General features: G+C 57.7%; 29 protein-coding genes and 1 pseudogene. 21 read left to right on the forward strand and 9 right to left on the reverse strand.

Going from position 1 to position 24402, the window contains the following annotated elements:
- Positions 1–183 (forward strand): annotated as a pseudogene (locus tag N5D22_RS21650) (hypothetical protein); the annotation flags it as partial.
- A 40-nt stretch (positions 184–223) separates the two neighbouring features.
- Here the strand turns inward: N5D22_RS21650 and N5D22_RS21655 are convergent.
- Both N5D22_RS21655 and N5D22_RS21660 read right to left on the reverse strand, forming a co-directional pair.
- Positions 224–568 (reverse strand): thermonuclease family protein, encoded by a 345-nt coding sequence (locus N5D22_RS21655; protein ID WP_151686695.1) that lies wholly within the window; start codon positions 566–568, stop codon positions 224–226.
- Between the two features lie 171 nt (positions 569–739).
- Entirely contained in the window at positions 740–1015 is a 276-nt protein-coding gene (locus N5D22_RS21660) for a WGR domain-containing protein (RefSeq protein WP_279658007.1), read from the reverse strand.
- 252 nt (positions 1016–1267) lie between these two features.
- On the opposite strand from N5D22_RS21660, the gene tnpB reads away from it, so the two are divergent.
- From tnpB to N5D22_RS21705, 9 genes are all read left to right on the forward strand, one after another.
- On the forward strand, positions 1268–1462 hold the full coding sequence (tnpB, locus tag N5D22_RS21665; RefSeq protein WP_006473174.1) for an IS66 family insertion sequence element accessory protein TnpB: 195 nt from the start codon (positions 1268–1270) through the stop codon (positions 1460–1462).
- 208 nt (positions 1463–1670) lie between these two features.
- Positions 1671–2480: a phosphonate ABC transporter ATP-binding protein gene (gene phnC, locus N5D22_RS21670; protein WP_006473175.1), complete on the forward strand. Its 810-nt coding sequence runs from the start codon at positions 1671–1673 to the stop codon at positions 2478–2480.
- A complete protein-coding gene (gene phnD, locus N5D22_RS21675; protein ID WP_003501103.1) occupies positions 2477–3325 on the forward strand; it encodes a phosphate/phosphite/phosphonate ABC transporter substrate-binding protein in 849 nt (282 codons plus the stop codon). The genes phnC and phnD overlap by 4 nt, the downstream gene beginning before the upstream one ends.
- 70 nt (positions 3326–3395) lie before the next feature.
- On the forward strand, positions 3396–4202 hold the full coding sequence (phnE, locus tag N5D22_RS21680) for a phosphonate ABC transporter, permease protein PhnE (RefSeq protein WP_006473411.1): 807 nt from the start codon (positions 3396–3398) through the stop codon (positions 4200–4202).
- Positions 4203–4215: 13 nt separating this feature from the next.
- Entirely contained in the window at positions 4216–5214 is a 999-nt protein-coding gene (locus N5D22_RS21685) for a phosphonate dehydrogenase (RefSeq protein WP_003501101.1), read from the forward strand.
- A 12-nt stretch (positions 5215–5226) separates the two neighbouring features.
- Entirely contained in the window at positions 5227–6147 is a 921-nt protein-coding gene (locus tag N5D22_RS21690; RefSeq protein WP_003501100.1) for a LysR family transcriptional regulator, read from the forward strand.
- A 346-nt stretch (positions 6148–6493) separates the two neighbouring features.
- On the forward strand, positions 6494–7090 hold the full coding sequence (locus tag N5D22_RS21695) for a recombinase family protein (RefSeq protein WP_024710158.1): 597 nt from the start codon (positions 6494–6496) through the stop codon (positions 7088–7090).
- Positions 7083–8735, forward strand: a complete 1653-nt coding sequence (locus tag N5D22_RS21700) for an IS481 family transposase (RefSeq protein ID WP_003501095.1) — start codon at positions 7083–7085, stop codon at positions 8733–8735. Before N5D22_RS21695 ends, N5D22_RS21700 begins: the two co-directional genes overlap by 8 nt.
- Positions 8732–9712, forward strand: a complete 981-nt coding sequence (locus N5D22_RS21705) for an AAA family ATPase (RefSeq protein ID WP_003501092.1) — start codon at positions 8732–8734, stop codon at positions 9710–9712. The genes N5D22_RS21700 and N5D22_RS21705 overlap by 4 nt, the downstream gene beginning before the upstream one ends.
- A 109-nt stretch (positions 9713–9821) precedes the next feature.
- On the opposite strand, the gene N5D22_RS21710 is transcribed toward N5D22_RS21705, so the two are convergent.
- Positions 9822–11378, reverse strand: coding sequence for a transposase (locus N5D22_RS21710; protein WP_279658005.1), 1557 nt, complete (start codon positions 11376–11378; stop codon positions 9822–9824).
- Positions 11379–11722: 344 nt separating this feature from the next.
- On the opposite strand from N5D22_RS21710, the gene N5D22_RS21715 reads away from it, so the two are divergent.
- The 4 genes from N5D22_RS21715 (at position 11723) to N5D22_RS21730 (ending at position 15059) form a co-directional block, all read left to right on the forward strand.
- Positions 11723–12727: an IS30 family transposase gene (locus tag N5D22_RS21715; RefSeq protein ID WP_107341211.1), complete on the forward strand. Its 1005-nt coding sequence runs from the start codon at positions 11723–11725 to the stop codon at positions 12725–12727.
- 172 nt (positions 12728–12899) lie between these two features.
- The gene (locus N5D22_RS21720; protein ID WP_072492875.1) at positions 12900–13640 is read left to right on the forward strand and encodes an autoinducer binding domain-containing protein; all 741 of its coding nucleotides are present in this window, start codon (positions 12900–12902) and stop codon (positions 13638–13640) included.
- A 74-nt stretch (positions 13641–13714) separates the two neighbouring features.
- Positions 13715–14380 (forward strand): acyl-homoserine-lactone synthase, encoded by a 666-nt coding sequence (locus N5D22_RS21725; protein WP_072492874.1) that lies wholly within the window; start codon positions 13715–13717, stop codon positions 14378–14380.
- Positions 14381–14480: 100 nt separating this feature from the next.
- On the forward strand, positions 14481–15059 hold the full coding sequence (locus tag N5D22_RS21730) for a hypothetical protein (RefSeq protein WP_072492873.1): 579 nt from the start codon (positions 14481–14483) through the stop codon (positions 15057–15059).
- A 33-nt stretch (positions 15060–15092) separates the two neighbouring features.
- Here the strand turns inward: N5D22_RS21730 and N5D22_RS21735 are convergent, their stop codons facing one another.
- The 5 genes from N5D22_RS21735 to N5D22_RS21755 all read right to left on the reverse strand — a co-directional run bounded on the left by N5D22_RS21735 (position 15093) and on the right by N5D22_RS21755 (position 19074).
- Positions 15093–17108 (reverse strand): hypothetical protein, encoded by a 2016-nt coding sequence (locus N5D22_RS21735; protein ID WP_072492872.1) that lies wholly within the window; start codon positions 17106–17108, stop codon positions 15093–15095.
- Positions 17074–17466 carry a hypothetical protein gene (locus tag N5D22_RS21740; protein ID WP_072492871.1) on the reverse strand — a complete coding sequence of 131 codons (393 nt, stop codon included), beginning with the start codon at positions 17464–17466 and terminating at the stop codon, positions 17074–17076. Before N5D22_RS21740 ends, N5D22_RS21735 begins: the two co-directional genes overlap by 35 nt.
- Positions 17467–17471: 5 nt before the next feature.
- Positions 17472–17873 (reverse strand): hypothetical protein, encoded by a 402-nt coding sequence (locus N5D22_RS21745; protein ID WP_036588673.1) that lies wholly within the window; start codon positions 17871–17873, stop codon positions 17472–17474.
- Between the two features lie 3 nt (positions 17874–17876).
- Complete coding sequence (locus N5D22_RS21750; RefSeq protein WP_036588675.1) at positions 17877–18626, reverse strand: ParA family protein; 750 nt, start codon at positions 18624–18626, stop codon at positions 17877–17879.
- Positions 18627–18690: 64 nt separating this feature from the next.
- Positions 18691–19074: a hypothetical protein gene (locus tag N5D22_RS21755; protein WP_234905336.1), complete on the reverse strand. Its 384-nt coding sequence runs from the start codon at positions 19072–19074 to the stop codon at positions 18691–18693.
- 124 nt (positions 19075–19198) lie between these two features.
- Between N5D22_RS21755 and N5D22_RS21760 the strand changes: the two genes are divergently transcribed.
- Genes N5D22_RS21760 through N5D22_RS21785 form a run of 6 tightly spaced genes read left to right on the forward strand, consistent with a single transcriptional unit; the run spans position 19199 to position 22371 of the window.
- On the forward strand, positions 19199–19879 hold the full coding sequence (locus N5D22_RS21760; RefSeq protein WP_036588678.1) for a nuclease: 681 nt from the start codon (positions 19199–19201) through the stop codon (positions 19877–19879).
- A gap of 17 nt (positions 19880–19896) precedes the next feature.
- The gene (locus N5D22_RS21765; RefSeq protein ID WP_036588681.1) at positions 19897–20532 is read left to right on the forward strand and encodes a nuclease; all 636 of its coding nucleotides are present in this window, start codon (positions 19897–19899) and stop codon (positions 20530–20532) included.
- Positions 20529–21152 carry a thermonuclease family protein gene (locus tag N5D22_RS21770; protein WP_036588684.1) on the forward strand — a complete coding sequence of 208 codons (624 nt, stop codon included), beginning with the start codon at positions 20529–20531 and terminating at the stop codon, positions 21150–21152. The genes N5D22_RS21765 and N5D22_RS21770 overlap by 4 nt, the downstream gene beginning before the upstream one ends.
- Positions 21153–21467: a hypothetical protein gene (locus tag N5D22_RS21775; RefSeq protein WP_036588687.1), complete on the forward strand. Its 315-nt coding sequence runs from the start codon at positions 21153–21155 to the stop codon at positions 21465–21467.
- Between the two features lie 8 nt (positions 21468–21475).
- Positions 21476–21847 carry a hypothetical protein gene (locus N5D22_RS21780; RefSeq protein WP_036588689.1) on the forward strand — a complete coding sequence of 124 codons (372 nt, stop codon included), beginning with the start codon at positions 21476–21478 and terminating at the stop codon, positions 21845–21847.
- A gap of 32 nt (positions 21848–21879) precedes the next feature.
- Positions 21880–22371 carry a hypothetical protein gene (locus N5D22_RS21785; RefSeq protein WP_080692112.1) on the forward strand — a complete coding sequence of 164 codons (492 nt, stop codon included), beginning with the start codon at positions 21880–21882 and terminating at the stop codon, positions 22369–22371.
- A 2-nt stretch (positions 22372–22373) separates the two neighbouring features.
- Here N5D22_RS21785 and N5D22_RS21790 read toward each other — a convergent pair whose 3' ends face one another.
- Positions 22374–22715, reverse strand: coding sequence for a helix-turn-helix transcriptional regulator (locus tag N5D22_RS21790; protein ID WP_036588693.1), 342 nt, complete (start codon positions 22713–22715; stop codon positions 22374–22376).
- 303 nt (positions 22716–23018) lie between these two features.
- Here N5D22_RS21790 and N5D22_RS21795 point away from each other — a divergent pair, with 303 nt between their 5' ends.
- Positions 23019–24365 (forward strand): hypothetical protein, encoded by a 1347-nt coding sequence (locus tag N5D22_RS21795; RefSeq protein ID WP_279658009.1) that lies wholly within the window; start codon positions 23019–23021, stop codon positions 24363–24365.
- Positions 24366–24402: the final 37 nt, after the last annotated feature.

Here is a 24402-nt window from a genome sequence, read left to right on the forward strand (position 1 = left end):
AGAAATCACATGCAACAGCTCGCTAAGTTCCTCAGAGCTACCGGCCGCCGGCTCCGTATCCTCGCCAAGGTGATCTGTCACTTCTTCCGCAAGGGCAAGCTCGGTATGAAGATCGCGATCAAGATCCCGTTCTTCGTCGAAGTCGAGGTCAATTTCGAGACCGACTGGAACCGACGGCGGTAACCGCCGTGCTGGCCCGGCTCGCCGGGCCAATTTTCCTACCTCAGCACCATGGCTCCCGTCGGCCGCTCCATGTCCTGGCGAGGCCTTCCGACACGAGAACATCGCCCAGACTGCGGCCGTCTCTGATCAGGACACGAAGCTTGCGGCCATACCGGTCGGCATCTCGGCCGGGCCACGCTTTGATCTCGAAGGGACCCTCGTTGATCAGCTCAAGCATCCTGTCCGTGGCGCGGTTACCAAGTGCCAGCTCCGACGAGCACTTCGGTTCGCCCACCTCCGGCGTGTCGATATCGGCGATGCGGATCTTCTGGCGGTTCAGCCAGATCGTGTCTCCGTCGACGACGCAAGCCTCGCGCGAGCCCGTGGCGCATTTCTGGAATTGCATGCCTACCTTGGATCTGTTGTCGCTCGCGTAGGCTGAAATGCTGGTTGACGCGTTGAAGGCTGGAAAAGCTGCGAACAACGCCAACAGTGTCAACCGGATTGATCTCGACGTTCGCCTATCAGCACCAATTCTGATCTCGTCTTCATTCTTGCCCTTCAAATTCACAAGCCCTTAAATCAGTTGCCGGCACGCTTTACGCGCCACGGCTGAGTAGCCACGACGCTTTTTCTGGCGGAGGAGTTCGAGAAACAGAACGACGGCTTCACGTTCGGTTTTGAAATGATGGCTCATCGTCTGGCCGCTCGTTCCGATACGACCCCAACATCGCATCAGGCAAATTTCCCCGAACAGGTTTGGCTCGATGGACATCGCATAGAAGCGGGCCATGTTTTTCGTGAGGTCTGTCCTCTCGACATAAAGATGATAGGTGTAGCGGCTTGCCAACATAAGCGCCTCTGCTCGCAAACATCGGCATTTTCTGCTCGAATTATCTGACAATGGAGCGGGCGTCGTGCTCACGCTCTTTGCCAATGTGCTCGCAAACATCCGGGTCTGCTTGCAAACATCCGCCACGTGCTCAGATTAATTGCCAGCGACGGCATGGTCAAACCGGGACGCCTGCCTGTCGTAGTTGCTCGGTCAGCTGACGGGAATATTCGGGATCAAGGGTGCCCGCCAGGAAGGCGCGGATATACGGACATGCGCTGTGGCTTTCCCTCCTTGGCGCTTCGGGTGCAGGAGGTTCTGCAGCATGATCCGTTGTCAGGGCATCTCTTCGTCTTCAGGGGCCGCAGATCGGATATTTTGAAGATCATCTGGCATGATGGTCTGGGCGCCTGCCTTTTTACCCGGCGGCTGGAGAAGGGCCGGTTTATCTGGCCGAATATGGGATAGCATCCGTCAAGGTGGTGTAGAATTGGGACCGGGCCGTCATGATCAGGCGGCTCTGGGTGAAATTTCTCCATCGCAGCTACGCGAGGAGGTAGAGCTGAGTTTAAGTGCTGTCATTGAAGTTTCACGAGCCTGATAAACGGACGTCATATGTCGCCCATAGTGATGCAAATATTCAATCGATGCACCACTAACGATCAGGATTATTGTGATGCTGGCTCTGAACGGAGTTGCCGTGACCTATGCCAACGGCACCCAAGCTTTGAAGACAACGACATTGACGTTCAACCAGGGTCAGTTCGTCGTGCTCCTCGGTAGATCCGGCGCAGGCAAATCTACCCTCATCCGGACACTCAACGGCTTGGTTGCGCCGACGTCTGGTTCGATCACTTCTAACGATATTGGTGCTCTGGATGCGGAAACTAAGCTTCGCATTCACCGAAGGCGAACTGGGATGATATTCCAGCAGCACCAACTCATAGGGCGCTTGAGCGCGCTCGACAACGTCATGACGGGCCGCCTGGGCTACCACTCTGGCTGGCGTACGTTGTTCCCTATGCCGCGTTCGGATCGAAGGCTGGGGTTGGAATGCCTTGAACGCGTAGGCCTTCTTGATAAGGCTCTCGTCAGGGCGGATCAACTATCCGGCGGTCAGCAGCAACGGGTGGGCATTGCGCGCGCGCTGGTCCAGAAGCCCCAACTGGTCCTTGCAGATGAGCCCGTTGCAAGTCTGGACCCTGAAACGGCTGTCGAGGTCCTGTCGCAGCTTCGCGAAATATGCACAGCCGACGGCATCACTGCTGTGATCAGCCTTCATCAGATCGATCTAGCTCGCCGGTTCGGCGACCGGGTCATTGCTATGCGCGACGGGGAAGTGGTTGCGGACGCCGCTGTCGACGAACTGACCGATCAAATGTGTGCGTCGATCTACCGCAGCGCCCCAAGAAATCCGACCACAACACAAGATTTGTCCAACTACGAGTATGATCAACCTTTAGCTGCCATGGAGGCCGCATTATGAAGAAGCTTCTGTCCCTCGCATTCCTCGCCGTTCTTGGCTGGAGTTCGTTGGCGCATGCTGGCTCAAATCCAGAGACATTGCGCGTCGCGTTGCTACCGGACGAGAACGCCGCCACTGTCATCAAAAACAATCGTCCTCTCGAGGAGTATCTTGAGAAGACACTCGGTCGGGAGATTGAACTGATCGTAACGACCGACTACTCGTCAATGATCGAAGCGATGCGTTTCGGCCGGCTTGAGTTGGCTTATTTCGGGCCGCTCTCTTACACGCTCGCGAAAACCAAGGCTGATATCGAGCCTTTCGCAGCACTTATGAAGGATGGCGAAACTACCTATCGCGCTGTAGTTGTCGCCAATGCAGAGGCTGGCATCGAAAGCCTTGAAGATGCAAAAGGGAAAAAGGTCGCGTTTGGGGACGTGGCTTCCACCTCAAGCCACCTTATCCCGAAATCTATGCTGCTTAAGGCCGGAGTTGAGGCTGGAAAAGACTATAGCGAGAACTTCGTAGGGTCGCATGATGCCGTGGCTATTGCAGTGCAGAATGGCAATGCTCAGATTGGCGGACTTTCGTTGCCCATCTACAATTCAATGGTCGCTCGTGGCACCATTGATCCTAAGAAAGTTATCGCCCTCGCCGAGTCCGATCCGTTCCCGCAGTACCCCTGGACCATGCGGTCGGATCTTGACACTTCGTTGAAAGAGGCGATCACCAAAGCCTTCATCGACCTTAAAGACGAAAAGGTATTGGCATCCTTCAAAGCCGATGGGTTCGCTCCGATCGATGACAAAGCCTACGACGTCGTCCGTGAGCTCGGTAAAGTGCTGAACTTGGACCTGAGTCAGTAAGGCGCGTTCGAGACAGTTTCTCACCTTTCGACGCAGGCGCTGGCCTGCGTCCTTTCTTCCAGGATATGTGATGACACAGCCGTCGGCCGACTACGACTCTATCCTTCAACATCAAAACAAAGCTTGGACCAGAGCTGGCGTGATCGCGTTGGCAATTGCGTGTGTGATCATTGTTAGCAGTTATCACTCCGGTCTTCTTGATCTGGAGCGTCTGGGATCTGGGTTTCCTGCGCTCTGGCAGCTCGGTACGGAAATGTTTCCCCCGGATTTCAACCGAGGCTTGGAGTGGATCAGCCCTCTCATCGACACTCTGGCGATGAGTATAGCTGGGACTGCGATCGCGGTACTGATATCACTTCCAGTTGGCTTTTTCGCCTCAGGGAAAACAGCACCCAACGCTGTCATCTATATGATCTCGCGTGGATTGTTGAATGGTCTACGGTCGATCCCGGAGCTGATTATGGGCATCGTCTTCGTGGCGGCAGTGGGATTTGGAGCGCTCCCAGGCGTGCTGGCTCTTGGTCTTCACTCGGTTGGCATGGTGGGCAAGTTCTTTGCGGAGGCGATCGAGCATTGCGATAATGCGCCTATAGAAGCCGCACGCGCAGCTGGTGCGTCGCCGTTCCAGATCGTGACGCGGGCGATCTTGCCACAAGTTCTACCGCAATTGGCCGATGTGACCATCTATCGGTGGGAGTACAACTTCCGCGCCTCGACAATCCTGGGCACTGTGGGAGCTGGTGGTATCGGTTTCGAGTTGATGACATCCCTCCGGATCATGAATTATCAGGAGGTTCTTGCGATCATGCTCGTTGTCCTTCTGATGGTCACCATCGTTGACCAGGTCGGCGCTCTCCTCCGCCGCCAGCTGCAATAGAAGGATAAATTAAATGCTCCCAAAGGTAGTAATCACCCATCGCGTCCACGAGGAGATTATCTCAAAGCTATCTCCCCACGCTCGTTTAGTTTGCAACGATACTGATGATACATGGCCCCGCGAGAAACTGCTCGCAGAATTGAGCGACGCCAAGGCGATGATGGCGTTCATGCCGGACATGATCGACGCGTCTGTACTCGCGCACGCTCCCGATCTTCAACTTGTGGCATGTGCGCTGAAAGGCTTCGATAACTTCGACATCGAAGCCTGCACGCAGCGTGGAGTCCACGTCACGATAGTGTCCGATCTTCTCACTGACCCGACAGCCGAACTTACAATCGGTCTGATGATTGCTCTTGGGCGGCACATTCTGCCAGGCGACAAGAGCGTCAGGAGGGATTACAAAGGTTGGCGCCCTCGGTTTTACGGCCTTGGGCTGCAGGGCACAGCAATCGGCATTTTAGGGATGGGAGCGATCGGAAAAGCTATAGCACAGCGCCTAAGTACCTTCGGCGCCATTGTGTCGTACTGGGATCGTCAATCCCTGGACAAAGCCGATGAGATCAGACTGAACGTAAAGCCTCTTGAATTTGACCAGTTGATCTCGTCGTCTACCTTTCTTGTGTGTGCACTCCCGCTTTCGGCCGAAACGAAGCATCTCCTCGGCGCTGAACAACTCGCCAAAATGCCCAAAGGAGCACTTCTTATTAATCCTGCACGCGGAAGCGTGGTTGATGAAGAGGCTGTTGTCGCTGCATTGCAGGCGGGGCGCTTGGGAGGCTACGCCGCTGATGTTTATGAGATGGAGGACTGGGCCAGACCCGACCGGCCTGACAAGGTCCACGGGGGTCTCCTCAATCGCGAACATGATTCGATCTTGACACCCCACATAGGCTCAGCAGTGGCGAAGTCGCGTTTGGCTATCGAGCACGAGGCTGCTGACAACATTATAGATTTTGTCCAAGGCCGAAGACCTCGTGCGGCAATTAACGAGGTTCAACTAATTCCTTGATTAGAGAAAGTAATGTTTAGCCTTTCGCATGTCGCAGCATTCATAGAGGTAATCGAAACTGGCAGCTTTCACGAGGCGTCGCGACGGCTTCAGATATCCCAACCGACTGTCTCACATAATGTGAAACGATTGGAGGATATACTAGGGGTGCGGCTGGTCGAGAGGAGGAAGGACAAGTGTGTGCCGACTCGGCAAGGGCTCGTATTCTTGCCATTCGCACGCAGCCTTTTGACCGTCACGAAGAGATCTCTGGACCGCCTGCACAGCGGCCGGATTACGTTGGGTGCCAGTACTAACATCGGTACCTATATTTTGCCAGTCCACTTGAAGCGTTTACAGGATGCTCAAGGCCGGCCACCTGAGGTGGCCGTTGCCTCAAATCCTGAAATCATCGAAAAGCTCTTGAGGAAGGAGATTGATCTAGCCTTTACCGAATGGTGGGACGATCGAAAAGGATATCAAGCCCGCCTTTGGCGGAAGGAAAAGCTGGTAATAATCGTATCCCCACAGCATAATTGGAGGACGCGAAAAACAATTGAAGCGGCAGAGTTATTTCAAGAGTCCCTCATTGGCGGAGAACGTGGAACCGGTACCGGATCCGTGCTCCGCGAGGCCTTCGGCCAAGCGGCAGAGCAATTCCCAATCTCATTCAATGTCGGGAGCACTGAGGCTGTGAAGCATGCAGTTCGAGCTGGTCTCGGCATTTCGATCGTGATGAGGAGCACTGTCCTCGATGAGCTCGCGTCGGGTAGGCTTTATGAGGTTTCTGTTGAGAATGTGGTTCTCGAAAAGTCTGTGTGGGCTGTACATCCCGTACATATGGAGGATGGTTCACCGGAAGCAATCGCGCTTAAGGTTATACTCGATGCGAGCGCCCCTCTGGGTGACCTAGAGCACGTCCACATTACTCGGGGTCATATCCGCAAGATTTGAAGTAGTTGGCGCATTCCTGCGGCTCGAACATGGTAACGGCCTGGCCGACCGCATCCTTTGGTATCGCCGCCTCAATTCCCGGAGTATCCCATACAAGGGGGACAAGATCGGGGACCGCCCGATTTTCGATGCGTAAGGTTCCCTGCTCCATGTCGCGAATATTCGGCCGTCAGACACATAGTTGGTTTCCATGGATCGTTTGTCATAAACGAGGGTTTTTGAGCATGCCATAGCGCATGCCGTCACGCCCCTTGAATGGCGCGATGGAATCTTCTCAAAACTGTTATAGAAACGGTTGTCGCAAAATGCTATGTGTCCAACGACTTTCAAGAACATTTGGATGGCTATGCGGGTCGGGTACGCCAGGGTCAGCACGATCGATCAAAATCCGGAGCTTCAGCTTGAGGCGCTGAGACGCGCCGGTTGCGAGAAGGTGTTTACCGAGCGCGGGTCAGGCGCTCGCGATGACCGCCCGGAATTGGGCCGAATTCTCTCCGACGTGCTTCGCACTGGTGACACGCTCGTTGTCTGGAAACTCGATCGGTTGGCGCGATCGCTAAAGAAGCTCATCGCGACGGCGGAAGAGTTGGAGCGCGCGAAGATCGGGCTCGTGTCCTTGACCGAGAGCATTGATACGACGACGCCGGGCGGCATGCTGACCTTCCATGTCTTCGGTGCGATCGCCCAGTTCGAACGTGCTCTGATCCGCGAACGCACGACGGCTGGACTGGTCGAGGCGCGGCAACGTGGCCGCAAGGGTGGCCGCCCGCCCGCGATGCGCCCGGGCGATATTGCCGCGGCGCGCGCCCTGATGAAGGAAGGCAGCATACCGGTACGCAATATTGCGCAGCGCATGGGGGTTTCTGTTGCAACCCTCTATCGTCATATCGGCAAGAAGGGTGGCTCTCCCAAAACAGTGGAATCCGAGGACGTCCATGGCTGAGCGGAGAAAGCGGCCGCCCGGAGAGGCTCTTGTCGATCTTCGACGCCGATTGTCGCTGCTTTCTCCCCGTGATCCAGGCCGTACCGAGATTGTTGCTCGTGCCGCCGATGCCTACGGCATCTCGATCTGGACCCTGTATCGGGCGCTGCGGGAGTTGAACCGCCCGAAATCCGTACGGCGCGCCGATCACGGAACCTCCCGGATCGCCCCGCAGCCGGAGATGGAAACCTATGCCGAAATCATCGCGGCCCTGAAGATCAGAACGGCGAACCGGAAGGGGCGGCATATCTCCACGGCGCGCGCCATCAAGCTGCTTGAGGAAGACGGCGTGGTGACGCCCGATGGCCTGGTCCGTGCACCGCCCGGCATCTTGAAACGCGCAACGGTCGATCGGCTGCTGCGTGTTTCCGGCCTGGATTATGCGCGCGTCACCCGCCCGGTGGCTGCCGTCCGATTCCAGGCGCGGCGTTCCAACGAACTCTGGCACTTCGACATGAGCCCGTCCGACCTGAAGCAGGTGGAAGCGCCGCTTTGGGTCGAGGAAGGGCGCGGCCGGCCGACGCTGATGCTGTTCTCCGTGGTCGATGATCGCTCCGGCGCGAGCTATCAGGAATACCGCTCCGTCTACGGCGAGGACGCGGAGTCCGCCTTGCGCTTTCTCTACAATGCCTTCGCCGCCAAGCCTGAACCGGAACTGCCGCTTCAGGGGATTCCAACGACCATCCATATGGATAACGGGCCGGTGAGCCGCTCGCGCGTTTTCCAGTCCGTCATGGGTAGCCTTGGTGTCCGGGTTCTCACGCATATGCCCCCGTCGGACAGCGAGCGGCGCACGCCGGCGCGAGCGAAAGGCAAGGTCGAGCGGCCGTTTCGCACGATCAAGGAAGTGCACGAGACCCTCTATCATTTCCACAAGCCGAAGGACGAAGAGGAAGCCAACCTTTGGCTCAGGCGCGCCTTGGTCACCTACAATAACGGCGACCATCGCACAGAGTCTCATGCACGCATCGAGGATTGGCTGCGGCATCTTCCTCCTGACGGGGTGCGGGCGATGTGCTCCTGGGAGCGGTTCTGCGCCTTTGCGCGCGAACCGGAACGACGGACGGTTGCTGGAGACGCGACCGTATCGGTCGAAGGCGCATCCTATGAGGTCGAGCCCGAACTTGCCGGCGAAACGGTGACCTTGCTCTGGGGCCTGTTCGATCAGGAACTGTTCGTCGAGCATGAGGGCAAGCGCTTCGGTCCATTCCAACCTTCGCGCGGGGCGGTTCCCCTCTTTCGCTATCGCAAATACCAGAAGAGCAAGCTCGAAGAGCGGCTCGACAAGGTGGTGCGCCTGGCAGACCAACTTGGGCTCCCCCGCGCCGCGGTCACCGGCGGGGATCGTCCATTGCCTTCGCTGCCCCCGACCACGGCTGGGCTGAGTGTACGGCGGACACCGTTTCCGGAACCCGCAATAGAGACCGCTTATCCAAATGGCCTCGCAGCCCGTGGGGCCATCGCCGACCAGCTCGGCCGGCCGATCGGCGCGATGAATGCCGGTGACCGCGCCTTCATCAATGAACTGCTTGGAGAAACACTCGACAAAAAGATGATCGCGGCCCGTATCCGCGAACGCTTCCAGGCGCGAAGAAAGGAAGAATGATGCTCGCTGACGTTCAATCCAGTTACGGCCTCGACCGGCCTTTCCAAGGGGCCGGCAACTTTGAGACCGAGCATCAGCGCACGATCATCCGCGAGGTGTGTGCGGCCGTCCAGACCGGTCGGCTTGTCGTGGTCTCCGGCCTGGTCGGTTCGGGGAAAACCCACCTTTTGCGCCGCATCGAGGCCGAACTCACCAAAGCCGGCAAGGTCGCACTCGCCAAATCGCTGGCGGTCGACAAGCGGCGCACTTCGCTGCCATCGCTCATTGAAGCCCTGTTCTACGACTTGTCTCCCGGCGATCGTGCGCAGGTCAAGATCCCCAAGCAGGCCGAGCGCCGGGAGCGCGACCTGCGCGACATCATGAAAAAAGGCAAACGGCCGATCGTCCTCGTGGTCGACGAGGCCCATGACCTGCACCACAAGACCTTAACCGGCCTGAAGCGACTGATGGAGGTGGTCGCCGACGCCGGCGTGCTCCTTTCCGTACTTCTTGTCGGGCATCCCCGGTTGCGCAATGATCTGCGCCGGCCGCAAATGGAGGAGATTGGCTACCGCACGACCATTTTTGACTACGAGGGGATCGGCTCCGCGCGCCGCGACTATGTTGCCTGGCTGCTTGGCGCCTGTGCGGCCGAAGGCGTAAAGGTTGGCGAACTCCTCGAGGAAGAAGCCATCGACCTCATCGCCGAACGTTTGCGCACGCCGCTTCAGATCGAGATGCATCTCACCCTCGCATTCGAGCAGGGCTTTCGCCTCGGCGCCAAGCCGGTTACCGCCGAAATCGTCGAGCAGGTCCTGTCCCGCGCCATCGACGATCTCGAACCGACGTTGACCCGAAATGGTTACGATGCGACGGCTCTGGTCACGCACCTCAATGCTCGGCCGTCGGATATCCGCGCCTTCCTGGCGGGCACCCTTGATCCCGAATATTCCCGTCAGCTGACCGAGCAACTACGACAGGCAGGCGTCCCGGTTTGACCATGCCGTCGCTGGCAATTAATCTGAGCACGTGGGGGATGTTTGCAAGCAGACCCGGATGTTTGCGAGCACATTGGCAAAGAGCGTGAGCACGACGCCCGCTCCATTGTCAGATAATTCGAGCAGAAAATGCCGATGTTTGCGAGCAGAGGCGCTTATGTTGGCAAGCCGCTACAGGTAGTTGTTCATCTTCGCCAGGCTCGTTTCCGAATATCATTCTATGCGCGCGATCGCGACGCCAACCTTTCACCCGTCGTTGCACCGTACGGATTAGTCCATCAGGATACTCGCCGGGATAAATGCTTTGAAGTCGCTCTAGTAGCTCGCGGCCGGTTCTCCATGGCTCTGCTTCAAACCAACTGTAAAGATCATTCGTGACGTTAACCAGCGGGTCAGGCCGCCGTCGCTCGCGTTTTAGTTTTGGCTTTGCTTTCGCGGTCGGACGAACTTCGCCCTCCGTCCACGCGATACGCAGGCTTCGTAAAAAGCTCTCGATATCAGGAGCTTCGCTTAAGGGTGTTCCCTGATGCGCAATGTCGGCAAGCCGCTGTTGTCCTGCACGAATGTTTCGGAGAAGCGTTACAGGATCGAGTTGTTCGCTCATGCGCACCAAGCGGTCGCGTACCTCCAGTCCCGTCCTTGCATCCGACAAAATCCGTTGATGTGGCGTCGCGGGAGAAGAGTAGAGCTTCTTGACCATCGCTCCGTTTCGCTGCTTTTCGAGCAACTTAAACGACGGCTGAAAGAAGTTCACGAACAAGCGCACCGAACGATAAAGCTCTGCAAGTGTTGCCGCAGCTTCAACTCCCTCATACCGATGATAGCCAACAATGCGGCGGACGACCGATCCGTTTTTCTGCTCCACATAAGCCTGATCATTTTTACGATATGGCCTACAGCGAGTGAATTCTATATCTGAATCAATACAGTAGTCCCTGATTGTCTCGTTGATGAATACGCTATCATTGTCCGTATCAAAGCCAAGCAACGGGAAGGGCATTACGCGGCGAAGCTCGGTCAAAACTTCCGTCAGAAGCTTCTGTTCGCGAACAAGCAGAGGGGCGCATTCGGTCCAACCGGTCGCAATATCTGTAAGGACAAGAGTTTGAATAAAGCTGCCGCGTGCGTTGGGACCGGAGTGCGACACCAGATCGGCCTCGATGAAGCCAGGTGCGGGATCACCCCAGTCGGAGAATTTTCGAATTGGGATACTCCGCTTCAATGCCGATGAAGCAACGGAACGTCGGCGTCGACGGCCGCCTGCTGTTTCTCGCACGCTTTTCAATGCACGGTCGATGGTAGCCGCACTCATCTGTAGCAGAAGTGTGCGGACCTGATCGTCTAACCTCAAATGGCCATGTTGTTCCATCGATGAGATCAAAATTGGCAGCAAGGGCTTCAATCGCTTGCCACAGATGCGGTCGGAGGCTTCCCACAAAACAATAAGAGCCTGTCGGGTCGCCTCGTCATAAATCTGCGCCCGCGTTCGCGATTGCGGTTGCTTATCCGCCCCCCGCAATAAACGCATCGCGTGTTTGCGATGCATCCCACTAATCGAAACGAACTGATCGAGAATCCGCGATTTTTCCTCCCGCTTTCCGGCGGCATAGCGCTTTGCCAGAGCAGCAACCAATTCCTTCTTCGTCGTCACGCTGATCAGCCTCATCTGATTTGCTCCGCACCCACAAATGCTGGGAGCAAATCAGATGAGGCAACGGCCAACAATCAGGGAACATTTCTAGTGAGGCAATGCGGCGTCTCATCCTGATTGCCGCGCTATACTCAATGGTCTAAAAACCGCGTTTCAGGTTGGTCGTGCTCATTGGGGCTTGCCTCGTGCATGAGGCATTATGGTCATGGGTTCCACGCTGAACCCGACCGCATGTAAGGTTACGCAGCCAAGGCTGCCGCACAGCGCCGCCCCAAACTCGCAATGATGTTCTGAAATTGAAGGAGATAAAATATGGCACGATGACGTTGACACATGAACCCTCATGTAAGGAGGATGGAATGGCCCGCTCTTTTGCGCAATTGAGTTTGGACGAGCGCCGCATCATTTCGCGGATGCATGAGAAGAAGATCAGTCAGGCCGAGATCGCACGCACCCTTCGACGCGACCGGTCGACGATCTGCCGGGAGCTGCGGCGGAATTTCTGGCATGACCGGGAGGTTCCGATCGCCGAAGGATACTGGCACGTCACAGCGCATGGAATGGCATCTGACCGGCGGCGCAAATACCGCAAGCTACTGCGTGATCCCAGCCTATGTGCTGCCGTTATCGATCGTCTCAAGGACGGATGGTCGCCAGAACAGATTTCCGGTCGGTTGCGGCTCGCCAGTGGCGCAGCCGCCCGGTTGAGCCACGAGACAATCTACCAGTACGTCTATTCCCGGGAAGGTCAGGATCAGCAGCTGGGCCGGCATTTATCTGAGCGCCGCCGCAAGCGCCGACCGCGATATGCACGCAAACCCAGAAGCCTCGTCTTTCCAATGGAATGCGCCATTCGCAACAGGCCGGAAGCGATCAATTCGCGAAGCGAGTTCGGTCACTGGGAAGCGGATCTGATGATCTTCAGGAAGGAGCATGGTGCCGCCAACATTGCGACCGTTGTCGAGCGCAAGAGCCGCTATACCCTGCTGTTTCGCAACAATGACAGGCGATCGAAGCCAATCATGAGCCAGTTGATCCGCCATCTGGCGCCCCTGCCCGCGCTGGCCCGGCAGAGCCTGACATTCGATCGAGGGCTGGAGTTCGTCTCATGGCGTGAGTTGGAGCACGGCATGGGAACGGCAGCCTGGTTTTGCGATCCGCAGGCACCTTGGCAGAAAGGGACGGTGGAGAACACCAACAAGCGCGTCCGCCGTTACCTGCCGCCGGAAACGATTGTGCTTGAGGTCAGCAATCAGGAGATCCGATCCCTCTGCGACCGACTGAATGACACGCCGCGCAAGTGCCTGGGGTTTCAGACGCCGAAGGAGATGTTCAGCCAGCATCTATTGGCTCTCGAACGGTGATGCGTGTAGATTTCCGACCAGCGTTGCATTCAAGCTGGAACCAGCAACGTTGTAGTATCCCTATCCACGCCGCGGCACCTCTGTCGTCGGAACACTCGACCGCCGCGCTCGATCTGAGCAACTTTGACCAAGCGGCGCGTCGAATACCTGCATCGTTCTGAAGGAGTTTAGAATGGATTCGGAAACCCAGTCAGCGCCTTTCCAAGCCGCTTTTCACGAGATCAACGCAGCGCCGGACGTCGAGAGCGCTCTCCACATGTTCAATAAGGTGTATCGGATCGATTTTTCCACCTATCATCTTGCTCAAACGATCGCCGATGTCATCGATATACCTTTTGTAAGGACCACATATCCAGTTCCCTGGGTTTCGCGCTATCTTCTGAGGGGTTACGCCAAAATTGATCCCATCCTTCGCGACGGGATCATGCGGCAAATGCCGTTCGACTGGCGCGAGGTCGACATCCCAGGAACAGCCCATGAGTTTCTGGCTGATGCTGCGGAACACGGCGTTGGCGCAAACGGTTACTCCATTCCGATCATCGACAAATCGCGCCGCGCCCTCCTGTCATTGAACTCCCACAGGCTGCCAGAGGAATGGAGCGGAATCGTCGCGCATCATCGAAATGAGTGGCGAGAGCTCGCCTTCCTCATACATCACAAAGCGATATTCGAGCTACACGGTGAACATGATCCGGTTCCTCAGCTCTCAGCACGCGAAATCGAATGCCTGCACTGGACGGCTCTGGGCAAAGACAGCATCGACATTGCGGTTATGCTAAAGCTCTCCGAACACACGACAAGAGCCTACATCAAATCGGCGCGACACAAACTCGGGGGCGGCTCAATTACATATACGATCGCGCGGGCCATGCAGCTGCGATTGATCAATCCGTTTGGCAATACCCCCTACTAGGCGTGCCATTCTGGGGAGTTTATCGTTCCCCACTCGATCGTCATTCTGTTCTCCATCAAACGATGGAGGCATTCATGTATCTTCTTGTTCAGGCTCACGAATATCGCAAGCACTCTTCCCTGCTTGAGCAATCGTTCCGGCTGAGGAAAAGGGTCTTCGCTGACCAGCTCGGCTGGGATGTTTCAGTGTCTGGCGCCCACGAGCGGGATCGATATGATGATCTTCATCCTGCCTATCTCGTCTGGTGCGATGACGACAGGAAGGAGCTCTACGGATCGGTCCGGCTCATGCCGACCACAGGTCCCACACTTCTCTACGACGTCTTTCGCGAAACATTCCCCGATGCCTGCGACCTTATCGCGCCTGGAATATGGGAGGGAACCCGCATGTGTATTGATGAGGAGACCATCGCGCGCGACTTCCCCGACATACGTCCTGATGGTGCCTTCTGCTTGCTGCTTCTGGCGCTATGCGAAGTGGCCATCGACAACGGCATCGATACTCTGATCTCGAACTATGAGCCGCATATGAAGAGGATCTACAAGCGCGCTGGGGCAAAATTCGATGAGCTCGGTCGAGCCGATGGCTATGGCAAATACCCGGTGTGCTGCGGAGCCTTTGAGGTCTCGCAGCGCGTCCGGACCCAAATGCAGCAGAATCTGCGGGTTGCCGATCCGTTGTATGCGGGCCGTTCATTTTTCAAGCGCGAGATCGAATTGCCGGTGCTCATGACCGCTTAAGCCGAAGAGAGCGGCAACCAACACGACCGAGGAGACAACCCGGACTGAGTATCGAGGTTTCGAGAAGGCAAGGCTCGCTTCCAGCCTTGAGCGCCAGCCAATGAACAACGATGACAGCAAATTCCGGAGCATCGGCTCCGCAGGCCTCGTCATTTTCGAGAGAGATGGCACCCTGTTGAGACGGAATAATCCGCCCAGGGATTTCATGCTTGGAGACATCAGCAACGAATTCGTCCAAATGCTGCAGCAGTTGCGAGAGATGAACGTTCGCTTTGGTTTCATCTCGGACGCAAGAGGAATGGACGCTGGCTCCCACGGCAGATCAGAATTCGCAGCCCTGACGCAGCTACTCGACAAGTTGCTGCGGGTCCGAGGTGCAATGCCGGATTTCTGGATGGCATGGAACGGTTTCCCGCAGACAAGCGGATCACCACGACAGGATCCAGGTGATCGCCGCCGGAGAGATGGTGCCGGACCGATCCACCAAGCGATTGAGTGGTACGGCGTGGACAAGAAGGAGGCCATGTTCGTTAGTAGCACTGCGGCGGGTCTGTTTGCTGCAAACGTCGCAGGTGTCACGAGTATCCAGTATCCCTCCCCGTCTGGAATTACGGACACCCAACGGCTTCGGGCCGAGATCCAACGGATTTTGGGGCTGGGCCGCCGTCGATCAGCCTAAAGTCAGGATCGGGTGGGAATGACGATCGGAGGCTCAGCGACTGCGGTCCCGATCTTTTTCCTGAGGCGGGCGAAGCTTGACCGATTTTTGCGCCTCTCGCGTGCGTTGTTGGGTCTTGTCACTGTCGCGATCGGCTTCCGGCCTGTCGTGCTCGGCATTGGACCGGGCAATGCGCGTTTGATCGAACGTACGGTTGTTCGAGCTCTTGTTGATGACATCCCGCTCTGCAACGTGATCTCGACCGGCCGCCGACTTCGTCGCCAAACTGTCCAGGCTGTTTTTGTCTTTGCCGACTTCACCGCGATCGCGGTTTTTGGCCACACGTGAGTCGAGTTGGAGCCCAACGACCTTCCCAATGATCTTCGTCGCCTGCTCGAAGATCAGCCGATCGGATGGGTTGGCAATCTTTGTGGCCAAATTCACGGCGGTGTTCGCCAGCGTCTCCTTCGCTGCCTTTGCTTGGGACGCGCTGATAGGTGTCGATCTCAGCATATGCTCTTCTCCTTTTTCGTTTGTTGGGTCACGACCGGCACGGACTGCCGTCTCAAGCCGGCGGTATTCACGTTGGAGCCCTATCGACAGGTCCTGGCTAAGCTCGCGCGCCGTACTGGGAGCAGACCGGTCCTTCGCTATCCCGTCCAACATCTTCAGAACAAGTCCGACTGAGCGCCGGCTCTGATGGAGCCGCTTTTGAGCATCCCGCAATCTGGGAGCAGTCGGTGTATCTCGAACCTTCGCCAGGACTTTGTCGACGACGTTGCTCGGGGCCATGGCTCCCATCCGCCGGAACATCTCCCATTCCCAGCGCTTCACGGGAGGCGGACCGGCCCGCTCGAGGCGCTTTTGACGATCGATCAGGATACCACGTTCACGCGCCTTGTCGGCGAAACGGAGCCGCCATTCGGTAAAGTCTCGAATATTGGGATTGAGCATCTTGCCAGTCGAATTCCGCAGCGCGACGATCACATGCATGTGTGGATGCTTGTCGAGATCGTTGCGATTGTGGACTGCATAGGCATAGCGGTGCCCTGAAAATTGCTCTCTCAGGAAATCACGGCCGGCATCAATAAGCTTTTCGCGATCGACATTTGCCGGTCCTGACAGCAACAGGTGCATGAAATCCCGCGGCTGACGGGTTTGCATGAGGGCACCGACGATCTTCCCCTCCGCCGTCAGCTGCTTGTGATCCGCAGTAGTGATTTCGCGCCGCTCAGCGCCGTGGAGGTAACGTCCGCTCCGGCCTGGACGCTCCTCGACATGCGTCGTCGTCGAAAGCGTTACCTCCGCGCCCCTGCGCTGCATGGCGTGCAGCGTCGCCGTTAGCCCTTTCGGGCCTGACGAGAACTCGGCCGGGTATCGCGAGATCGGTGTGAGCCCCTCTTTCCGGAAAGCTTGATCCAGGCGTGCATCGATCACATGCGCCACATCGAGCTCTCCTGGAATGCGATTGCCGGTGCTTCGATCCGACCTGTCCTTCTTCTCATGGGCAATAACAAGTGCGAAATGCACTCTTGTCTGGCCGTTCACACCGTCGCTCACACTGAAAGCGTAGGTCCGGCTGGTGTCGCCGGCTTCATGGAAACCTTCGGCGGCGAGCGAAGCAAGCGCGCGGGCTACGCCTTCCCGATCGGTTTTCTCAAGCTCATAGGTCAGACGCAGCACGTCGCTGCTCCCCTTTCGGTTGCGGAAATCCCTTTCCCATGATCGCACCGCTTCGTTCAAATCCGATACTTCGCGACCGTCCTGATCCTGAGCCTTTTCTTCCTTGCTCTGGTAGGCAAGCACGTTACGGGCGGAAACAGCACCGGCACCATAGGACAGGACCTTGACCACCACAGCATTGTTGCCCGCGGCCCGGCTGATCGCCGAGGCCGCGCCGGGATGCTTGATCGACGGTCGCTTGCTCTGGCCAGCCGGCGGTCGTTTTCCGCTGCCGCCACCGCCGCCGCCGCCACGTCGGCGCAGATCGTCTTCGATCAGATCAAGGTAACCCGGCAGTCGCCGACCCTCGGGTCTAGACTTCGAGGGATTTCTGGAGACCTCGTTCATCGTGTTTCCTGATGAGCTCGACAATGTAAGACGACGGCCGAACAAAGGCGGCATCGCGGACGGCGTCGATGGCCCCCATCACCTCGTCCAGCTTCTGTGCAATCAATCTGGTGCCCTCGGCGTGTCCGACCTCTTGCGCTAAAAATGCCTCATTGCGCCAGGCAAGTTCGCGGAGAAACTGATGCATGTTCGCCATTTGCCGATCATGTTCCTCGATCATTGCGGGAACGTGCATGATCTCCCTGGTGACGATCAGCTTGGCGACGATGTTGACGGAGACGTCGAGCCGCCCGGCGAGAGCGTCGACATTCCTCAGGACGTGATCTGGTAGGCGAAACATGATGGGCGGCTGTCGCATGCGATCTACAGCCCCCTCGCCTTCAGCGCCTCCAGGATGAGCCTGTGCGTTGCCGACGACAGTTGCTCATGGCTCTCCAACGAAACCCGGAAAATCTTCGTCAGCACGTCGTCTTCGAGATAGAGCGATATCCGTTTTCGTTTGCTGGGCACGCCATCCGCCTTGACGGACGCCGGCGCCACAGGTCGCTCCTTGCGTTCTTGCCTGGCTGGCGTGGGGGCCTCAGGCACATCGGCCTCAGAAGACGCTGTTTCCGCTCCTTGTCCATCACGATCGGGCATGAGCGTGTCGAGATCGATAGTCGTCGGCATATACGATGTCGCGGCGTCCTCCACGTCCTTGGCCTGCTCTTCACGAGATCGGGCAAGGGCGAGAATGTTTCCGGCAGGCGTTCTTTCCCTCGACATCGTTTAGGCGGCCTCCGCCTGCAGAAGTGCGATGAACTCGTTGTTGATCCTTTTCACCAGATCAATCGCATCGAGCACGCTTTCCGAGGCCCGCCGCTTGGCCGACGGCGTCAACGAAGGATTGTCTGCAATACCAGCAAGCTTGGAGTAGAGCGAACCATAGCCCGCCCCGACATCGCTGAAATGGTTGCTCTTGCGGATGACTGTCTCGACCATCGGAATCCGGCCGCTCGTCAGGATGGCGTGGACCTCGGGAAGGGATCGATTGTGTTTGAGGGCAATCATGTCCACGTAGTTCCAGATCGCGGCATAAGGGATAGGTCCCCTGTCCCGCTTCCGGCCGATTTCCGTCAGGATCGTGGCCACCTTGATGGCTGATGTGGCAGCCGTCGGCTCGGGGATGACTGGAATGAGGATCGCATCGCACTCGTGGTAGACCTCGATCGCGCGCTGATGCACGTAACCACCGACATCGTAGATTCGGATGTCGGCGTCGGGGGCATTGTCGAGGCGCTCACGAAACCTGTCTCCGGGCGCTACGCGTAGATGCAACAATGTCCCGTCAGTCGGCAACAGTCCCCGCTTCATAGAGACATTGTACCAGCGCGTTGACGATTCCTGCTCGTCGCAATCGATCAGAAGGGTCCTGTGCCCCTGTTGCGCGAATTCCGCAGCGAGATTGACATTAAGGGTCGATTTGCCGGCCCCGCCCTTGAAGGTCGAAATTGCGAGCGAAAGAGGTTTGACTGTCATGAGGCTCCTCAATCTCCATCTCTATTTGAAGCTTCTCGCCCCGGCGCAGAACAGGATGGCGCACTCACCGCAGCCCACGGCGTCTGGCTGCGATGAGCTCGTCATTGAAGCGTACCATCTCCCGCTCATGAGCCGCCTCGGCAATCGGATCCCTTGCCGGCCAGAAGCGAAGGATCGGCAGGACGAGCAGCAGGAATGAGGTGATTGTCGCGGCCTTGAACCATGGGGATTGAGCGTAGAGATCGGCTGCCCATTGCCAAAGGTTCTCCGTCGTTTCCAGCGGCAGAAACGCATAGGAAAACGTCAGTACGATCAAGTAGCCGACGAAGGCCGCGACCAGGATGCACGCCGCTGACAGCAGCAAAAAGCACGCAATCTGAAGCAGGAGCAACAGGGCACGGAATGGAACAGTGAAGGCTATCAGCGCCTTCCGATACATCGCCATCATCTTGTCTCCACATGCAAATTGAGGACCGGACCAACCTTATCTCAATCTTCGCAGCGTTTCCATACTTGCACTCCAGTACAATTTCGGGCATGTTCAAAAAAGTCAACAGGCGACGGATGCGAACATGAAAAATGGCGCATGGCGATCTTCTCGCCACCTCATTTATGGCCTTTTGGGTGCTTTGATCTCGTTACCCGAGACGGCGTGGGCGGATACTGATGCCGGGTTCGTCAGCTACTACCAGCAGGCCTATGTTCAGGGGCGAGACCTGGTCCCGGCATCACCGAAACCACTTGATACAGCTTCGATCGCCACACGGCTTGATCTCCAGAGTGTCAGCCCGGAAGCAGCCTTGAGCGGCAGCGCATTTCTCGCAGCGGATGGAACGATCATCAAACTCGCCGGCGTGCAAGGCTGCCTTTCGACCGAGCCACTCGAATTCTCGGGTGTCATGGCGACTTGTGCCATGATCTCGCTGGCCGCGATGACGGCGACCATCGGCGAGATACAGGATGTCGACGGACCTGCAATTCCTTGTCATGAGCTCGGGCGGACCCCAGGCCAGCCGACGGTTCGGTATGCGGAATGCTTTTTCATGGACGGAGACACGGTGCGATCGCTCTCTGAAGTGCTGATCAGCAAAGGAGTGGCGTTTGCTTTCCGTGATCGAACTGGCCAGCCCATCTTCCCGGAATATGCTCGGGCGGAACAAGGCGCGCGAGGAACGAAAGCCGGTATCTGGGCCAGCGCCCATTTCCTCCATCCCTACGGTGAGCGTTACCGCGCCAATCCGACAATGCACTGATGCGGATCGGAACTTTGATGCTTATTTCCACGATCGCAGTCTCCGGCTTCTACGCAGGCTTCGTCATAATGCCGATGCTCACCGGTGGAGAGTTAACGCAAATGCAGCCTTCCAGGCTGCCGGTCGTTCCCGTTCAGGCATCGCAAGCTGACGCTCCTCCCACGGAAGACGCGGCGCTTCCGCCATCTTCCGCATTCACACCATTCCCAACGCATGCGCAGTTCGAGACTGGCGATAGCTGGGTCTCAAACGGGCGACGGCATCGGCTCTATGGTCTACAGGCATGCCTGCGCGGGACCACCGTTGCCGTATCTCCGGGGACCTCGCGCGACTGCGGTGAACTCAACGTAATCATGATGCAGGCGTTGGTCAGGGACACAAAGCCGGTCTGCGCCACCATTCAGATGGTTGACCAGAACAATGTGGTGGTCGCATGCCAGACGACGGCAGGCGAGCACCGGTATGATCTTGCGACCTACGTTATCGCGCAAGGATGGGGATTTGCGGCCGTCGACAGCACCGGCCAGGTGATTGTTCCCGGATATAGGGTCGCTGAGGAAAGCGCCCGCACCGCGCGCGCGGGTCTCTGGGACTATTCCGATATGCCGCACCCCGTCTCTGTGCTGATGCAACAGGCCGGAGTGTCGCGATGAAGCTTGCCACCATCACGTTAATTGTCCTCGCCCTCATCCCGACGGGGACGCTGGCGCAAGCCCGCCCCACAGACGTTCCGCGTCAGATATATGGCAAGGTTCAGGTCATCGATGGCACCACATTCAAGTTCGTCAAAACGCGTCAGCTCATCCGTCTGGCTGGATATGAAGCCCCCAGGCTGGCGCAGAACGCAACGACCGAAAGTGTGACATGGCCTGTCGGTCAGGTCTCGCGTGCCTGGATGATCCTTCAAACGCTCGGTCAGGACGTCAACTGCGCGCCTATCGGTCGTGACACCAACAAGAACCTGATCGCGCATTGTTTTGTTGGTGAGACAAATCTGGCAGCGACGGCAATCGCGGAAGGGATCGGCTACGCCTTCAACTATCGTAATGAACCCCAAGTCCCTGCCTATTTCGATATTGAGAGGAGGGCGAGAGGGCTTGGTTTCGGCATCTGGTCGTCGCCGGACCTGTCTCCTCCCTGGCTCTACAAAGCATCGCCAGAGCCTGGTGAGCAGTCCGATGGTGGCGCGCCAGCCACCGAAGAGGGGCTTCCTCTGCCCCTGCCCGTCACTCCCGACAAAGCACTGTCGTTCACGCAGGTGCACGGAGGTTAAATGAAACGCCCTTTCGAAACTTCGACCATTACTGCCATTCTACTGGCTGTTTCTCCGGTTGCCGCCGGCGCGCAGGACGGGGCCACCCAAACCCAGATCGAGCAACGCGATCCGGACTTTTGCGGTGCGGGCGGTGCTGGTTGTGATCCGGCAGACGTGCAGCAATGGAAGGCGGTTGGCAACAGGCTTACAGACCTGTCTTCGGCCGACCTTAGCCAATACGCCTACGCCTGCGCCAAGCATCGCGAATGGAAATCGGAGTGCGAAACCAATCCGATCGCTATCCTGAAGCGCCTCGGGATCGAAGGATATTGAGGTTGCCGATGAAGAAGCTCGACTACGGATCGCTTGTCGCCGCCGGCATTGCTTTCGTCGTGGGATCTGCCGGCGGGTACACGATCAACGCGTTTGAACGGGCCGACAGGATAGCGGAGCTTGAACAGGAGGTCGCGCGGCTTGAGAGTGAGCTTCAACGGCAGCCGGCGTTTGACTTTCCCGACGACAGTCAAGCGAGTGCCGCGATCGCCAAATCGGGCCGCACAATCCGCATCTCGGAGTGCAAACCCCGTCAGAACGCACCCGGTGTCACCTGTACCGGCATCATCACAACAACAAGCGGTTCCTTCGCGGGGACGACGCAGCCCGGCACCCTGTCCTTTGCGAAAATCGACGGCACCTGGGTGCAGATCCAATAGCCCCCTAAAGGAGACGGACGGTGAAAGCGATCATGTTCTTGGCCGCAGGCTTGATAGGCACGTTTGCGGGGGTGCCAGCAAAGGCACAGGACGCCGAATGGGGATGTCGGGTTCTGCTGTGTGCAGCATCGAAAAACCCATCCTGGCATGGCGTCCCCTATTGCGTTCCGCCCATGCGGAAACTCATCACCGCCATGTCCAAACCCGGCTTCTCCTGGCCGGTTTGCCATGAAGCAAAATCCGGAAAGCCGGGCCACGAAACCTACGAGGATTGCCCCGTGGGAACGACTGTCGGCTACTCATCGTCAGGCGGCGACAATAATTGGCGAGGCGAACCCGACCAGTGCGTCAAAACGGTCAATGTCTGCGGAACCTCCGGCCACTACTTCAACAGCAATCGGGATGGCGAAAGCTGCATCCAGCAGGTCGCAACTCCGCGCCCGCGGCGCGCGGATCCCTACTATTTCGATATTCCAAACGAGGACGGGGGGAAAGAGAGGTTCTGGTTCAACCTGAACCACTAGCGCTACTGGTCTGTCTCGGCAGATTTCTGTTTCTTGCGGCGGGCTTTCCAGACCGCTACCCGAGGGAGGTCGGCTTCGGTGATCTTGAGCAAATCCTCAATGAGGACATTCCACTCACGCTGCATCTTGTCGAGGGTCGACAACTTGACGTCCCGCATGGCCCGCATCACCTGCGATATATATGCCTCATGCACGCCGAGCTGCTCGGCCAGATCCCGGTTCGTCAATTTGCGCTCGGACTTCAACCGTCCGAGGCCGATGGCAAGCCTCTCCTGGAACGTCAGGGAATCGAGTGTCGAAATGTCAACGGCCTCGACCGGGGGCTGGCGTTTTACACGAGGCATCGACCGCCATCCCCAGACCCGATCAGGCCTACGCAGCGACAGACGGACATGCTGGCAAGGCAACAGCCAAGCGCGCGATCTGGGCGAGTTAAAAAAATCCCTGAAACCATTTTGCTCATCCGTCACCCGACATCGACCGCGAGCCCACACGCCCAAGCGTAAACCAATCGTCGCTCATGTTCTAAACCGGGCAGTTCACAAGCTTGTTACGCTTCCTACACCGGCACGATCCACCCATGCAAGGGGAGTTGATCGGGCCATCGGACAGGGGCAAAGCCGAGACCCCAAATGCTCGCATACCGCATGCGTATAGTCGTCCGGAATAGCCCCACTCACAGTCTGGCAGAGCTTACCTGGGAAGACGCCGCCGCGCTACGAGCCTGGTATGGCAATGCTGCTTCCAACGCGGAGAAGGCGATGGCTCTCGCAGTCATCAGGCAAGCCAAGGTGATGAACGGCTGGATCGAGTGCGATTGCCTCGCCGGTCGGCCGCAGCCACTGCTCGCCCCGATCCGGCAGGAGCACACCTATACGCTGCGACGATTGACGTCGAAGGACGAGGATCCCCTCCGGCACGAAGAGCGGCCGAACCATGCGAGCACCTGTCCGTTTCACGTTGACAAGGACACCTCGCCGGCACTTGTCGATCGCAGCTACCACATTCGACCGGTTCGAAAATCCGATCGGAGCTACATCGATGCATTGCCGGCCATTCCCGACCGTTTGGCCGACGCCGCAGACGACGACATCTCCCGTTCGACGGAACGGAACGACCGACCGTCCAGACTCGGTGGCATCCTGTGGAGGCTGCTCGACGACGCCGGGACGAACGTCGTCCAACCGCTACAGGATAATCCCGATCTAACGCTTCGAAACCAGCTTTCGAGACTGCGCGCAGCCGCCAGGGACCTTCGGGTCTTGAGAACATGGTCCCTCAACGCACTGCTATCGACCTGGGCGGCCGATTACTGGGAGACCGACAGTCGCTGGCAACGTCTGCTCGAAACCTCACGTCCGGATTGGCCCGGAACGCTCCGCCGGACGGGCTTCATGCTGCTGTTTGCGAAGTCCGTATCGGCTCAAGAGATCATGCCGGCATCGTCCTCACGATCGATGGACGTGCTCGGAAAGGTAAGACAACCGTTGCGAGGCGATCCAAAACAACGTGGCCCATTCGTCAGCCTGCTGAACGTGGACTTTGGCGACGATGACGAGGGGCCGGTGCGCGCCGTACAAGCCTATGCCCAGCCGGTCTATAATGGCGACACGTTGTTTCCGGTGGAATCCGGTTTCGAAAGGGACGTCTCCCATCTCCTGTTCTGGCTTCAGGAATCCCTGTTCGAAGGCGTTCCTGAACTTCGCATCAAGATCACCAAACCGCTCTTTGCGTCCGAAACACCGCTTGGACCTTGCCGGCCAGATTTCGTCCTGGAGGCGAGCTATAAGGACCACCGACCCACGACGCTGATCATCGAGGCCTTTGGTATGGAAACCGAAGAGTATCGCGAAGCCAAGAACAAGACCGTGCCTCGCATGAAGCATCTTGGGCCGATATTCGGGATCGTCCCCGACGATCTTGCTGAAGCGAATGCACAGCATACGGCCAAGCGCCTCCAGGACTGGGTACTCGACAAGGTGCGGCATGCGTGAAGTCAACGGGGTGGATGGCAACTTCCTGGCTTCAGTA

This window comes from Agrobacterium sp. GD03872 (genome assembly GCF_029840625.1).
Classification (GTDB): domain Bacteria; phylum Pseudomonadota; class Alphaproteobacteria; order Rhizobiales; family Rhizobiaceae; genus Agrobacterium; species Agrobacterium fabrum_A.

Excerpts from the sequence above, each read along its gene's own strand:
- N5D22_RS21655 (WP_151686695.1), bottom strand. The coding sequence starts at position 568 with ATGCAATTCCAGAAATGCGCCACGGGCTCGCGCGAGGCTTGCGTCGTC.
- N5D22_RS21660 (WP_279658007.1), bottom strand. The coding sequence starts at position 1,015 with ATGTTGGCAAGCCGCTACACCTATCATCTTTATGTCGAGAGGACAGAC.
- tnpB (WP_006473174.1), top strand. The coding sequence starts at position 1,268 with ATGCGCTGTGGCTTTCCCTCCTTGGCGCTTCGGGTGCAGGAGGTTCTG.
- phnC (WP_006473175.1), top strand. The coding sequence starts at position 1,671 with ATGCTGGCTCTGAACGGAGTTGCCGTGACCTATGCCAACGGCACCCAA.
- phnD (WP_003501103.1), top strand. The coding sequence starts at position 2,477 with ATGAAGAAGCTTCTGTCCCTCGCATTCCTCGCCGTTCTTGGCTGGAGT.
- phnE (WP_006473411.1), top strand. The coding sequence starts at position 3,396 with ATGACACAGCCGTCGGCCGACTACGACTCTATCCTTCAACATCAAAAC.
- N5D22_RS21685 (WP_003501101.1), top strand. The coding sequence starts at position 4,216 with ATGCTCCCAAAGGTAGTAATCACCCATCGCGTCCACGAGGAGATTATC.
- N5D22_RS21690 (WP_003501100.1), top strand. The coding sequence starts at position 5,227 with ATGTTTAGCCTTTCGCATGTCGCAGCATTCATAGAGGTAATCGAAACT.
- N5D22_RS21695 (WP_024710158.1), top strand. The coding sequence starts at position 6,494 with ATGCGGGTCGGGTACGCCAGGGTCAGCACGATCGATCAAAATCCGGAG.
- N5D22_RS21700 (WP_003501095.1), top strand. The coding sequence starts at position 7,083 with ATGGCTGAGCGGAGAAAGCGGCCGCCCGGAGAGGCTCTTGTCGATCTT.
- N5D22_RS21705 (WP_003501092.1), top strand. The coding sequence starts at position 8,732 with ATGATGCTCGCTGACGTTCAATCCAGTTACGGCCTCGACCGGCCTTTC.
- N5D22_RS21710 (WP_279658005.1), bottom strand. The coding sequence starts at position 11,378 with ATGAGGCTGATCAGCGTGACGACGAAGAAGGAATTGGTTGCTGCTCTG.
- N5D22_RS21715 (WP_107341211.1), top strand. The coding sequence starts at position 11,723 with ATGGCCCGCTCTTTTGCGCAATTGAGTTTGGACGAGCGCCGCATCATT.
- N5D22_RS21720 (WP_072492875.1), top strand. The coding sequence starts at position 12,900 with ATGGATTCGGAAACCCAGTCAGCGCCTTTCCAAGCCGCTTTTCACGAG.
- N5D22_RS21725 (WP_072492874.1), top strand. The coding sequence starts at position 13,715 with ATGTATCTTCTTGTTCAGGCTCACGAATATCGCAAGCACTCTTCCCTG.
- N5D22_RS21730 (WP_072492873.1), top strand. The coding sequence starts at position 14,481 with ATGAACAACGATGACAGCAAATTCCGGAGCATCGGCTCCGCAGGCCTC.
- N5D22_RS21735 (WP_072492872.1), bottom strand. The coding sequence starts at position 17,108 with ATGAACGAGGTCTCCAGAAATCCCTCGAAGTCTAGACCCGAGGGTCGG.
- N5D22_RS21740 (WP_072492871.1), bottom strand. The coding sequence starts at position 17,466 with ATGCGACAGCCGCCCATCATGTTTCGCCTACCAGATCACGTCCTGAGG.
- N5D22_RS21745 (WP_036588673.1), bottom strand. The coding sequence starts at position 17,873 with ATGTCGAGGGAAAGAACGCCTGCCGGAAACATTCTCGCCCTTGCCCGA.
- N5D22_RS21750 (WP_036588675.1), bottom strand. The coding sequence starts at position 18,626 with ATGACAGTCAAACCTCTTTCGCTCGCAATTTCGACCTTCAAGGGCGGG.
- N5D22_RS21755 (WP_234905336.1), bottom strand. The coding sequence starts at position 19,074 with ATGATGGCGATGTATCGGAAGGCGCTGATAGCCTTCACTGTTCCATTC.
- N5D22_RS21760 (WP_036588678.1), top strand. The coding sequence starts at position 19,199 with ATGAAAAATGGCGCATGGCGATCTTCTCGCCACCTCATTTATGGCCTT.
- N5D22_RS21765 (WP_036588681.1), top strand. The coding sequence starts at position 19,897 with ATGCTTATTTCCACGATCGCAGTCTCCGGCTTCTACGCAGGCTTCGTC.
- N5D22_RS21770 (WP_036588684.1), top strand. The coding sequence starts at position 20,529 with ATGAAGCTTGCCACCATCACGTTAATTGTCCTCGCCCTCATCCCGACG.
- N5D22_RS21775 (WP_036588687.1), top strand. The coding sequence starts at position 21,153 with ATGAAACGCCCTTTCGAAACTTCGACCATTACTGCCATTCTACTGGCT.
- N5D22_RS21780 (WP_036588689.1), top strand. The coding sequence starts at position 21,476 with ATGAAGAAGCTCGACTACGGATCGCTTGTCGCCGCCGGCATTGCTTTC.
- N5D22_RS21785 (WP_080692112.1), top strand. The coding sequence starts at position 21,880 with ATGTTCTTGGCCGCAGGCTTGATAGGCACGTTTGCGGGGGTGCCAGCA.
- N5D22_RS21790 (WP_036588693.1), bottom strand. The coding sequence starts at position 22,715 with ATGCCTCGTGTAAAACGCCAGCCCCCGGTCGAGGCCGTTGACATTTCG.
- N5D22_RS21795 (WP_279658009.1), top strand. The coding sequence starts at position 23,019 with ATGCGTATAGTCGTCCGGAATAGCCCCACTCACAGTCTGGCAGAGCTT.